The organism is Sulfitobacter sp. (assembly GCF_041552635.1).
In the GTDB taxonomy this organism is placed as follows: domain Bacteria; phylum Pseudomonadota; class Alphaproteobacteria; order Rhodobacterales; family Rhodobacteraceae; genus Sulfitobacter.
The window spans coordinates 1-11,300 of record NZ_JBFEKM010000135.1; the positions used below are offsets into that span (position 1 = coordinate 1).

General features: G+C 56.6%; 14 protein-coding genes and 2 pseudogenes. 8 read left to right on the forward strand and 8 right to left on the reverse strand.

What is annotated here, in order from left to right:
• The 3 genes and pseudogenes from ABYT07_RS15020 to ABYT07_RS15030 form a co-directional block, all read left to right on the forward strand.
• Positions 1-466 (forward strand): annotated as a pseudogene (locus ABYT07_RS15020) (F0F1 ATP synthase subunit beta); the annotation flags it as partial.
• 12 nt (positions 467-478) lie between these two features.
• Positions 479-916, forward strand: coding sequence for a F0F1 ATP synthase subunit epsilon (locus ABYT07_RS15025; protein ID WP_372992856.1), 438 nt, complete (start codon positions 479-481; stop codon positions 914-916).
• Between the two features lie 129 nt (positions 917-1,045).
• Entirely contained in the window at positions 1,046-1,387 is a 342-nt protein-coding gene (locus ABYT07_RS15030) for an H-type lectin domain-containing protein (protein ID WP_372992869.1), read from the forward strand.
• A gap of 18 nt (positions 1,388-1,405) precedes the next feature.
• On the opposite strand, the gene ABYT07_RS15035 is transcribed toward ABYT07_RS15030, so the two are convergent.
• Positions 1,406-2,425 carry a ribose-phosphate pyrophosphokinase gene (locus ABYT07_RS15035; RefSeq protein ID WP_372992857.1) on the reverse strand — a complete coding sequence of 340 codons (1,020 nt, stop codon included), beginning with the start codon at positions 2,423-2,425 and terminating at the stop codon, positions 1,406-1,408.
• 108 nt (positions 2,426-2,533) lie between these two features.
• Here ABYT07_RS15035 and ABYT07_RS15040 point away from each other — a divergent pair, with 108 nt between their 5' ends.
• Entirely contained in the window at positions 2,534-3,130 is a 597-nt protein-coding gene (locus ABYT07_RS15040; RefSeq protein ID WP_372992858.1) for a 2-hydroxychromene-2-carboxylate isomerase, read from the forward strand.
• Positions 3,127-3,915, forward strand: coding sequence for an alpha/beta fold hydrolase (locus ABYT07_RS15045; RefSeq protein WP_372992859.1), 789 nt, complete (start codon positions 3,127-3,129; stop codon positions 3,913-3,915). Before ABYT07_RS15040 ends, ABYT07_RS15045 begins: the two co-directional genes overlap by 4 nt.
• 4 nt (positions 3,916-3,919) lie before the next feature.
• Here the strand turns inward: ABYT07_RS15045 and ABYT07_RS15050 are convergent, their stop codons facing one another.
• From ABYT07_RS15050 to ABYT07_RS15075, 6 genes are all read right to left on the reverse strand, one after another.
• A complete protein-coding gene (locus tag ABYT07_RS15050; RefSeq protein WP_372992860.1) occupies positions 3,920-4,957 on the reverse strand; it encodes a low specificity L-threonine aldolase in 1,038 nt (345 codons plus the stop codon).
• The gene (locus ABYT07_RS15055) at positions 4,957-5,427 is read right to left on the reverse strand and encodes a YcgN family cysteine cluster protein (protein WP_372992861.1); all 471 of its coding nucleotides are present in this window, start codon (positions 5,425-5,427) and stop codon (positions 4,957-4,959) included. Before ABYT07_RS15055 ends, ABYT07_RS15050 begins: the two co-directional genes overlap by 1 nt.
• Positions 5,424-6,356 (reverse strand): bifunctional riboflavin kinase/FAD synthetase, encoded by a 933-nt coding sequence (locus ABYT07_RS15060; RefSeq protein ID WP_372992862.1) that lies wholly within the window; start codon positions 6,354-6,356, stop codon positions 5,424-5,426. The genes ABYT07_RS15055 and ABYT07_RS15060 overlap by 4 nt, the downstream gene beginning before the upstream one ends.
• 110 nt (positions 6,357-6,466) lie before the next feature.
• Entirely contained in the window at positions 6,467-6,910 is a 444-nt protein-coding gene (locus ABYT07_RS15065) for a MaoC family dehydratase (RefSeq protein WP_372992863.1), read from the reverse strand.
• A gap of 91 nt (positions 6,911-7,001) precedes the next feature.
• The gene (locus ABYT07_RS15070) at positions 7,002-7,874 is read right to left on the reverse strand and encodes a TIGR01459 family HAD-type hydrolase (RefSeq protein WP_372992864.1); all 873 of its coding nucleotides are present in this window, start codon (positions 7,872-7,874) and stop codon (positions 7,002-7,004) included.
• A gap of 81 nt (positions 7,875-7,955) precedes the next feature.
• A complete protein-coding gene (locus ABYT07_RS15075) occupies positions 7,956-8,528 on the reverse strand; it encodes a TetR/AcrR family transcriptional regulator (RefSeq protein ID WP_372992865.1) in 573 nt (190 codons plus the stop codon).
• Between the two features lie 99 nt (positions 8,529-8,627).
• Between ABYT07_RS15075 and ABYT07_RS15080 the strand changes: the two genes are divergently transcribed.
• A complete protein-coding gene (locus ABYT07_RS15080) occupies positions 8,628-9,194 on the forward strand; it encodes a carboxymuconolactone decarboxylase family protein (protein ID WP_372992866.1) in 567 nt (188 codons plus the stop codon).
• Positions 9,195-9,282: 88 nt separating this feature from the next.
• On the opposite strand, the gene ABYT07_RS15085 is transcribed toward ABYT07_RS15080, so the two are convergent.
• Positions 9,283-10,203, reverse strand: coding sequence for a manganese-dependent inorganic pyrophosphatase (locus ABYT07_RS15085; RefSeq protein WP_372992867.1), 921 nt, complete (start codon positions 10,201-10,203; stop codon positions 9,283-9,285).
• Positions 10,204-10,333: 130 nt separating this feature from the next.
• On the opposite strand from ABYT07_RS15085, the gene ABYT07_RS15090 reads away from it, so the two are divergent.
• Positions 10,334-11,014, forward strand: coding sequence for a DUF2161 domain-containing phosphodiesterase (locus tag ABYT07_RS15090; RefSeq protein ID WP_372992868.1), 681 nt, complete (start codon positions 10,334-10,336; stop codon positions 11,012-11,014).
• A gap of 176 nt (positions 11,015-11,190) precedes the next feature.
• A pseudogene (locus ABYT07_RS15095) lies at positions 11,191-11,300 on the forward strand (co-chaperone GroES); the annotation flags it as partial.

Here is an 11,300-nt window from a genome sequence, read left to right on the forward strand (position 1 = left end):
ATCGTTTGCGCACCTTGACGCGACAACCGTTCTGGACCGTTCGATCTCGGAAAAGGGTATCTACCCTGCCGTTGATCCGTTGGGTTCCACATCGCGCTTGATGGACCCGTCCATCGTTGGCGAAGAACACTACAATGTTGCCCGTGACGTTCAGGGTGTTCTGCAGCGCTACAAGTCGCTTCAGGATATCATTGCAATCCTCGGCATGGACGAATTGTCGGAAGACGACAAGCTGGCCGTGGCCCGTGCACGCAAGATCGAACGTTTCCTCAGCCAGCCTTTCGACGTTGCCAAAGTATTTACCGGTGCCGACGGCAAGCAGGTTCCTTTGGAAGAAACAATCCAGTCGTTCAAGGCTGTTGTTGCAGGCGAATACGATCACCTGCCCGAAGGTGCCTTCTACATGGTTGGCGGCATCGAAGAAGTGAAGGCGAAAGCCGAGAAAATGGCGGCAGACGCCGCTTAAGGAGCGCTGAAAATGGCAGACACAATGCAATTCGACCTCGTTTCGCCCGAGCGGCGGCTGGCCTCGATGCAGGTGACGGCCGTTCAGATTCCGGGTGCCGACGGGGACATGACAGCGATGCCTGATCATGCCCCCACCCTCACCACGTTGCGCCCCGGTGTGCTGCGTGTTGAAGGCCCGGAAGGTGCTACGGAATATGTCGTTACCGGCGGTTTCGCTGAGATCTCTCCTGATGGTGTATCGGTTCTGGCCGAACGCGCCGTGCCCAAGGGTGAAATGACCCAAGAGCATCTGGACGAGATGATGGAAGAAGCAAAGACAATGTATTCCACGGCGAAAGCCAATTTCGTCAATGAACCCGGCCCCGTCGATGATGCAGCAAAGCTGTTGTCGGATATGGTTGCCATGGGTGACGAAATCGGATTGTCGAGCAAACAGCCTTCTCTCTAAGGCATTCTTTCAAAAGTCAAAAAAGAGGCCTCGCAGATGCGGGGCCTTTTCTATTTCAATTGTGCCCTAGATGATGAAAAGTCATTGAAGTGTCATGAGTGATCGGAATACAACCTCAGAATGAAGCGTATGAATGGAAATACCGTCGGAGTGGAAAGCGGTGAAACCGTTCTTTTTTCTGATTTTGAGGATGGCGGCGAGATGTGGACCGGTACAGGTCAGCGGGAGCGTCGCCAGCGGATCGTTTTTTCAACGCCGTTCAAAGAAGACCCTACCGTGCAGGCATCGCTGGCGCTGTGGGACGTGGACAATGCCACAGTCATGCGCGCCGACCTAAGGTCGGAGAACATCACAGAAGACGGTTTTGATCTGGTATTTCGCACATGGGGGGATACGCGCATTGCGCGTGTCCGGATCGCATGGTTCGCAATTGGTCCGCTTCATCACGAAGAAGACTGGGACGTTTACTAGCTGTCCCGCCCCAAAGGATCAGAGGGAATTGTACATTCCGTCATAGATCGGCTCAAGAGATTCAGCATCGAACAGGGAGGACACAGAGGTGCCATTCCAGATGTTCAAAATTGCCTGAGCAAAGATTGGTGCTGTTGGAACAATCCGGATATTCGGGGCTTGTTTAACGGCAGTTGTCGGCTGGATGCTGTCGGTAATCACCAAAGATTTCATCACCGAATTGCTGACCCGTTCAACCGCGGGGCCGGACATCACGCCATGGCTGATATAGGAATGCACTTCTTTGGCACCGTTTTCCAGTAACACTTCAGCGGCCTTGCAAAGCGTACCGGCGGTGTCGCAGATATCATCTACGATCAAACAGATCTTGCCGCTGACGTCACCGATTACTGTCATTTCGGCGATCTCGCCGGGTTTTTCGCGGCGTTTATCAACGATCGCAAGGGGGGAATTGATGCGTTTCGCCAATTCGCGTGCACGTGCCACGCCGCCCACATCGGGGGACACCACCATCAGTTCGCCCATACGGTCCTTGAATTCATTCTTGATATCCAGGGCAAACACAGGGGAGGCATAAAGGTTATCCACCGGAATATCGAAAAATCCCTGAATTTGTGCGGCATGCAAATCCATCGTCAGAATTCGCTCGATCCCCGTGCCGACCATCATATTGGCGACCAGCTTGGCGGTGATGGGCGTGCGCGCCTTGGTGCGCCGGTCCTGACGGGCATAGCCAAAATACGGCAGCACGGCTGTTACGCGCGCCGCAGATGACCGGCGCAGCGCGTCAGCCATGACCAGCAGCTCCATCAGGTTGTCATTGGCTGGGTTCGACGTCGGCTGAATGATGAACATGTCCTCACCGCGCACGTTTTCGAAGACTTCGACAAAAACCTCGCTGTCATTGAACCGTTCGACCCGTGCATCGACCAGCCCGACATTGACGCCACGGTGCAGTGACATGCGCCGCGCAATCGCTTTGGCCAGTGGCATGTTGGCGTTGCCTGATATCAGTTTGGGTTCAGATGTTTGAGCCATGTGCAAGGATTCCCCGGTTGCATAACATGTGACAGAATCGTGACGTTGACACCGCTTAACATGGCCTTACGGTCGGGCAAAGCGACACACAGAAAATCGGAGCGGCAAATGGCCCATATCGACTATTTTTTTGCGACCTTGTCGCCTTATGCGTATCTCGCGGGCAACCGTCTCGAGGAAATTGCCGCCAAGCATGGTGCAACGATTACCTATAAACCGTTTGATCTGATCTCTGGTTTCGGGCGTACCGGGGGGCAGCCGCCCAAGGATCGCCATCCCAGCCGGCAGGAATACCGCGCGATGGAGTTGACCCGTCAGGCCAAAAAACTTGGAATGCCGTTCAAGTTGCAACCGGCATTCTGGCCTACCAACGGTGCCCCTTCATCCTATGCGATTATCGCCGCACAGGCAGAGGGCGGCGATGTGGGCAAGCTGTGTCAGTTGATCATGCACGCCGTTTGGGCCGAAGACCGCGACATTGCCCAAGATGATGTGGTGTGCGATTGCCTTGCCAAAGCCGGGTTTGATCCGGCACTGGCAGACAAGGGTCTTTTGCAAGGGGCTGACACCTTTGCCCGCAATCTTGAGGAAGCGGTCGAGCGTGGTGTTTTCGGTGCGCCGTTTTATATTGTGGATGATGGTCAGAAGTTTTGGGGGCAGGACCGCCTAGAAGACCTTGATCTGCACTTGGCGGGCCGCTTGTGACGCTACAGACGTTTACACGACACTTCGGTCATGGCCCGCGCAAGGCCTTAGCGATTCACTGTACACTGGCCCATTCTGGTGCGTGGCGTGGTATCGGCGACGCGCTTGGCGACGATCTGACGTTGCTTGCCTATGACCTGCCGTCTCACGGGAAATCCGGTGATTGGGACGGGCAGGGGAATGTCCATGATGTGGCCACGGATATGGCCCGCGCCCTGTTGACCGAACCCATGGATATCATCGGCCATTCCTTTGGTGCGACCGTTGGCCTGCGTCTGGCTATTGAAAGCCCCGAATTGGTGCGCAGCCTGACCATGTTTGAACCAGTCTATTTTGCCGCCGCGATGGTTGATGATCCGGTCGGGGTATCGTCGGATATGGGCAATAACGCGGCCTTTAACGCCGCCTACGCCAGCGGTGACATGATGGAGGCCGCGCGTGTCTTTAACGTCGGTTGGGGGGATGGCAGCGGGTGGGAAAAGACGCCGGAAAAGTTGCGTCAATATATGGCCGACCGCATCCATTTCGTACCCGCCAGCCAGCCGTTCTTGCGCGATGACAGTGCGGGTTTATTGGCACCAGGCCGCTTTGCCAGTGCCGCGATGCCGGTGCTGCTGATGGATGGGGCGACGTCGGGCGATATTGCGGATGTGATCAGCAAGTCGTTGGAAAGACGATTGCCCAACGTCACCCGCCGCGCCATCGCAGGGGCAGGCCACATGGCCCCGCTGACCCACCCGACCGAGGTCGCGAACGAAGTGCGCGCGTTTCTGGAAACCTGCTAGGCGTTCAGAAATGCGACAAAAACTGGTCGATCGCAGGTTTGCCGATTGACCAGTCACAGACCAGACGCGCGCTGATATATTCCTCGGGGTCCTGACCCGTCAGCGACCCGTTCCAGATGTTATATTTCGCGCCTGAGTCATGCAGCTTTTGGTGGATACGGCGCGGCCAGCTGGCGAAAATCATATTTGCGTCGGGTTGGTGCAAAAACGTCGCCCCTGCCGCGCGCAACCCAGCCACAAGATGCGCTGCGTTGTCATTGGCTTGTCGGGCCATCGTCATCCAAAGGTCATGCTGCATATATCCCGCCATCTGCGCAGATAGATAACGGTGCTTGGAAAACAGATGTGCCCCGCGCTTGCGACGCAGTTCGAATTCCCACGCCTTGGCAGGATCAAAAAACACGACGGCTTCGACCCCCATACACCCGTTCTTGGTGCCGCCAAAGCTGACCACATCAACGCCTGCTTTCCACGTCATTTCGGCCGGGGTGCAGCCCAACGCCACCATCGCATTGGCAAAACGTGCGCCATCCAGATGCACAGGCAGATCATAGTCCTTGGCCACCGCCGTCAACGCGCGGATTTCGTCCAGCGAATGCACCGACCCGCGTTCGGTCACTTGGGTGATCGACACCGGCCCGCGTTGCGCACCATGCACATTGCCATCGGGGTGCTTTTCAATGGCGCGGCGCAGGGCGTCCGGCGTCATTTTGTCGTCTGTCTCGATCACCGTCAGCTTGGCCGCACCGGCGTAGAATTCAGGCGCATTGCATTCGTCTTCGTTGATATGCGACGTGGTTGAACAGAAAATCGTTTGCCAAGGCTGGGTATAACAGGCCAGCGCCAGCGCATTGGCCGCGGTGCCCGTTGCCACCAGATAAACGGCTGCCTCAGGTGCCTCAAAGGCGGTGCGAATTGCATTGCGCACCTCGTCCATGATCGCGTCCTTGCCATAGGGCAGGGCGTGACCCTCGTTCGCCTGTGTCAGTCGCGCCATGATTTGCGGATGCACAGGGCCGCCGTTGTCAGAGGCAAAAAACATCAGGTGGGCTCCTCGATGATGTGGTCTTCCCATTCTTCGAATGGGGTGTCGAATTCAGAAACAGTGTTGTATTGCACCGAAATCCCGGCGCTATGTACCGTTTCGGGGTCGCCTGAGATGAGCGGATGCCAGTCATAAAGCGGTTTGCCCTGCCATAGCAGCCGGTACGCGCAGGTCAGCGGCATCCAATAGGCATGGGTATCCAAAGTCTCGGGCTTCAAGACAATGCAGTCAGGCACAAACTGATGGCGGTTTTCATAATGCGTACAGCGGCAAGTCGAATCGTCGAGCAACCGGCAGGCAACACGGGTCAAAGCGACCTCTTGGGTGTCTTCGTCCTCAAGCTTGTTCAGACAACATTTGCCACAGCCGTCACACAGTGCTTCCCATTCAGCGGGCGACATTTTGCTAAGCGGTTTCTTCTCCCAAAACCGCTTTGCGAGCCCCTTGGCGGCAATCGGATCAGTCATAGCGCGGCCAGAATAGCGCGGGCCTGCGCACTGTCGGCATCCATCTGGGTGATCAACGTTTCCAGCCCATCGAATTTCTCCTCGCCTCGCAGATATTCGATCAAAGCGACCGAGATATGCTTGCCATAAAGATCACCTTTGAAATCAAAGATAAATGTCTCGAGGTTGGCTTTGTTTTCGCCAAACATCGGCCTCACCCCAAGGCTTGCCACCCCGTGGTAGCGTCCGGTTTGTGGCCCTTCCAGCACATCCACCAACACCGCATAAACACCGAATGCAGGGGGGTGCAGGCCGTCAATGGACATGTTCGCCGTTGGATAGCCCAACTCGCGCCCGCGTTTCTCTCCGTGTAAAACAGGTCCTTCGAGGCGGTGCCAATGGCCCAGCATTTCGGCAGCTTTGCGCGGCTGGCCGTTGGTCAATGCAGCGCGAATAGCGGTCGAAGATACAGTGCTTTCACCTTGCGCCATCAGCGGGGCAATCGTCACGCCAAACCCCAATTCGGTGCCGAATTCGACCATCTGCGCTGCCGTACCAGCCCGGTTCTTGCCAAAGCAAAAATCGGCCCCGACTACGACATGGCGCAGCCCCAAACCGTCAACCAAAACGTTCTTGGCAAAATCATACGGGCTAAGCCCCGCCAAAGCGGCATCAAATCCCACTTCATAGAGTTTCTCAACACCGATTTTCTCAAGTTGATGTGCACGGGCTTCAGGCCCCATCAGCCGAAAGGGCGCTGCGTTTGGCGTAAAAAACGCACGCGGGTGCGGTTCAAAGGTCACCACGCCCAATGGCGCATCAGGCAAAGCCGCACGGGCAAGATCGATGACGGACCTGTGCCCCAGATGCACCCCGTCAAAGTTACCAATCGCGGCCGATGCGCCCCGATCCGTCTCTGCCACGAATTGATAGTCACGAATGATTTCCATGGGCTAGGTGGTAGCCCTGTCTGACCCTGCTGACAAGCAGCCCGCACGCTTCTCTGGCTGTTAAATATCCCGGGGGTCCGGGGGCTGGCCCCCGGTCTTCCTTGACGTGTTCAGTCGAACTTCCGCGATGGTGCCAATACCGTCGCTTCTCCGATCAGCACCTTCTTGCCATCCACTGCGCAGTGGCAGTCCAGCTTTACACGGCGCTTTGCGAAATCAATGTCGGTAACCTTGACCTCGGCATAGACCAGATCGCCCGGTCGCACAGGAGCCAAGAACTTGAGCGATTGCCCCATATACACGGTCCCATGACCCGGCAGCTGTTCACCGATCACCGCCGAGATAAGCCCGGCAGTCAGCATGCCATGGGCAATACGCCCCTCGAAAATCGTGTCGCGGGCATAGTCGTCGTCCAGGTGCACCGGGTTTCTGTCGGTAGAAATCTGCGCGAACATTTCGATATCCTCGTCCGTCACCACTTTTTGCAAGTGGCGGGACATGCCCATCTCGATATCTTCGATACAGATCGTTCCGCGCGGAAGGTTGTCCAACATGCTACACCTTTCAGGTAATAAAGTGACGCGCCCGAGGGCATTTAAGACACTTAATTACTTTGCAGGTGCAGAAACGCAAGTGAAAAATGGGTCAGCGAAGGTGCCCTATTGTGAAGGTTGGTGACGATATTTCCTTTTCCAGATAACGGGTTAACGCGTCTTGGTCTGGTTGCACGGTCGTGTTGGTTTCTGCTGCTGCCAATCCGCCAGAGATAAACAGCGAATCAATATCCTCGCCCATGGCCCCTTTAACGTCGGTTTGCGCACCGTCACCGATGGCCAGAATATCGCGATCGGCCACATCTACGCCCAATGCAAACAGCCTGCGCCGCGCCAGATCATAGATCGGTGGGTGCGGCTTCCCGAAATACAAGCTCTCGCCCCCCATCTCGGTGTACAGCGCGGCCACAGCGCCGGCGCACCATTCCCGTTTGTCGCCCCGGTCGACCACGATGTCAGGGTTTGCACAAAGCAGCTTTAGCCCCATTTGCTTGGCCAGCAGCAGTTGCGGGCGTAAAACGCTCGGGTCGGCCGTCGCATCAAAAGGGCCCGTGCAGACGATCCCTTCGGCATCGTCTAGTGCGACGCGCGTGATTTCGACCGGATTTTCCAGAATATCGATCGGATCAAAGAAGCTTTTGTCGCTGGGCGGGCCCAGATGCCAGATATTGCTGCCCACGGTGCCGCGGTACATCGCAGACCGTGCCGAATCGCCCGAGGTCGCAATGTCGTCCCACGCATCGTCAGGCACGCCGAAATGCGCCAGTTGCTTGACCACGCCCGCGCGGGGGCGGGGGGAATTGGTGACCAGAACAACTTTGCCACCACCTTTGCGGTACGCTTGCAGGGCCGTGACCGCATCGGGCAACGCCTTAACGCCGTCATGCACACAGCCCCACAGATCGACGAACAACGCCTCGTAGCGGTCCGAGATTTCAAACAGGTTGTTGATGATCTGGGTCATTATGCTGTCCAATCTGCAAATGTTTCACGCGCAGAAAGCATACATCCCAAGGCGGGGCAACAACGCGGGCGGGTTCCGCAGCTAGAGCTTAGCCAGATTTTCTGCGATCTCAGTCGCGATTGCATGCGCGTCAACGCCATCGCGTTCTGCGGACACGCGCAACCCCAAGACGTCGGATTGATACCTGCGTGCCAAGCTGTCCGGGGCGTGTGCAGCGTCGATGTCGCCTGCGGCTTGGGCTTGCGCGAACAGCTCCGCAAACAGCTGCTCCATCTTTAACAGGTGCTGGTTTGCCTTTTGCGCCAAGGGGTGCCGGTGGGCCTGAAGTTCAAGCAATGTCTTGGACAGCATGCAGGCCTTGGCGGGGGCGTCGTCGTTGCTGATTGCCATTTTCGGAAAGCGTTGCAAGGCGGTGATCGGCCCGAATTCTTTGGCCAATGCCATCAAACGCTCCGCGCCATCCGATGCGTATTTATCAAGCGCCAGTTCGAACAAGGCGTCTTTTGATCCAAACGCCGCATAGAAACTGCCGGGCTTCATTTTCAGGGATGCTTCAAGATCCTTGAGTGACGTCCCCGCCCACCCGCGCTGCCAAAACAGATCGCGGGCACGGTCGATCAGGTCGTTGCGGTCATAGTTCGGTTTGCGGGGCATTGGATCACCTAATCTTGAATGATTGCTCAATTATATACTTGAGTGATCGCTCAATAAAGCCTAAACAGCGATAACAGACATAATTTAAAGGATGCACAGATGACTTTCCCTTCCCACGATCTTGATTCCGCACCAGAAGCGTCGAAACCGCTGTTAGAGAAATCGCAAAAGGCGTTCGGCCGCTTGCCCGGCCTGCATAAAGTTCTGGCCGAAAGCCCGCAGGCTTATGAAGGGTATCAGGTGCTTCACAAGCTGTTTTCGGAAACAGATTTCGACGCAGAAGAGCTGACCGTTGTTTGGCAGGCCATCAATGTCGAAAACGAATGCCACTACTGCGTTCCGGCCCACACCGGTATTGCGAAGATGATGAAAGTGTCGGACGAGATTTCAGAGGCGCTGCGCAATGAAACGCCGCTGCCCACGCCCAAGCTTGAGGCGCTGCGCAGCTTTACCGTCCAGATGTTCCGCGACCGTGGCAATGTGTCGGACGCGCAGATGCAGGCGTTCTTTGACGCTGGATATGGCCACCGCGCCGTGCTGGATGTGATCTTGGGGATGGCGCAAAAGACGATGTCTAACTACGTCAACCATGTCGCACAGACGCCCGTTGACGAGGTGTTCAAGCCGTTGGCGTGGGAGCGTAGCGAGACGCATTTGAAGGTCTGAGCATTTTGCTAAGACCGCTTTGACAGAAAAAAGGCCCCCTCGATGCGAGGGGGCCTTTTGCATTATAAGTCATTTAAAAATGACTAAATCAGACCTTGAGGTTCGGGATGATCTGCTTTTTCCGGCTCATCACGCCGGGCAGGACGACCGTGTCGCCGGTGACTGTCGCACCAAAGCTTTTCTCGGCCACGGATTTGGTCAGATCGTTGGGGATTAACATCGTGGCTTCTTCATTCAGGATGTCGACCACGAACAGCAGCACCTGATCAGCACCGTCTTCGGTCGCCACGCCGGGCATGGCGGCCATCAGCGCGTCTTTGCGGTCCAGCACGGTCTTAGGCGACGTGGTTTCCAGAACCGAGACGCGGAATTGCTTGCCGCCGACTTCGTATTCCTTGCTGTCCATACGCAGCAATTCGGCCTCCGAGAACGACGAGACGTCGGATTTAGCGGCAAACATCTTTGCCGCATAGTCAGGGATGTCGATGCCCAGATCTTTTGCCAACGCATGTGCAATCGCAGTGTCCTCTTGCGTGGTGGTCGGGCTGCGGAACTCCAGCGTGTCGGACAGGATGCAGGTCAGCATTGCGCCTTTGATGTTCTCGGGCATCTGCGCCATGTCGTCGCCGATGATCTTGTACATGATCGTGGCGGTGCAGGCCAACGGCTCCATCACGATGTGGATCGGGCCTTTGGTCTCGAGGCCTCCGACCAGTTTGTGGTGGTCGATGATCGCTTTGATATCGGCGTTGTTGTTGTTGTCGGGCAGTTCGGCCGGGTTGTTGGTATCGACGATGACAACAGGCTGATCGGCTTCGACATCAGAAATGATCTGTGGCTTGTCCAGCTTCCAGTGGTCCAGCATGAACAGCGCTTCGGTGTTGGGTTCACCCAGCAGGGCAGGGGCCGCGTCGACGCCAGCGATCTGGTTCAAGTACCAGGCCCAGATGATCGGGCTGTCGGTGCTGTCGGTGTCGGGGGATTTGTGGCCAAAAACGAGCGTTGTCATATGTGGTATCCTGCAAAGGGAGTGTTGATTTGCGCGCGTTATAGGGGGCGGTGCGGCACTTGTCACCACCTGAGCGTCGCGGGCGTCTTGGGGGTTCTCAGGGTGGGGGCATTTCTGTTAGCTAACGGGAATGAGCAGCCCGCGCGAAACCGATCTGTACCCGCCTGTGAAATCCTTTCTCGAGGATCAGGGATATGTGGTGAAGGCCGAAGTCGGGGCCGCCGACGTCGTGGCGATCCGCGGCGATGAACCGCCCGTGGTGGTGGAGTTGAAACTGGGGTTTTCGCTGGCCCTGTTTCACCAATGTGTTGAACGGCTAAAGGTCAGTGATGACGTTTATCTGGCCGTCGCCCACAAGCCGGGCAAGCCGTTTTACAAAGCAGTCAAGGCGAATACTGTGCTGGCGCGGCGTTTGGGGCTGGGGCTGTTGACCGTGCGCCTGTCGGATGGGTTGGTGTCGGTGCATTGCGATCCGGGGCCCTATGCGCCGCGCAAGAACGCCAAACGCAAGACCTCGTTGCTGCGCGAATTCGCCCGGCGTCAAGGGGACCCGAATGATGGCGGGCAAACCCGGGCGGGGTTGATTACGACGTACCGGCAGGACGCGTTGAAGCTGGCGATATATCTATTCGAGGCTGGTGCCAGTAAAGGGGCCGACGTTGCCCGCGAGACGGATGTGAAGCGGGCGACGGCGATGATGCGCGATAACCACTATGGCTGGTTTGAAAAGGTCGAAAAAGGCATTTACGGCATAACACAAGACGGCGCTGATGCGGTGGAAACCAGTGCGCGTGTGCTTGGGTCCGGCTGATAGTGGCCGTCTGATCCGTGCCGCTAAAATTTTTCACAACACACTGGTTGACTAGGGCAGGTGACATCCTTAGCTACAGATCGTTAGCACTCGAACCTGTTGAGTGCTAACGGCTGCATCCCCGGGCTGGGGAAAGTGGCTTGGAAGAATAACTTTGAGCCTTAAGGAGCTGAAAGATGGCATTAAAACCGCTTCACGACCGCGTGTTGGTGCGTCGCACCGAAAGCGAAGAAAAAACCAAGGGTGGCTTGATCATCCCTGATTCCGCAAAAGAAAAGCCAGCTGA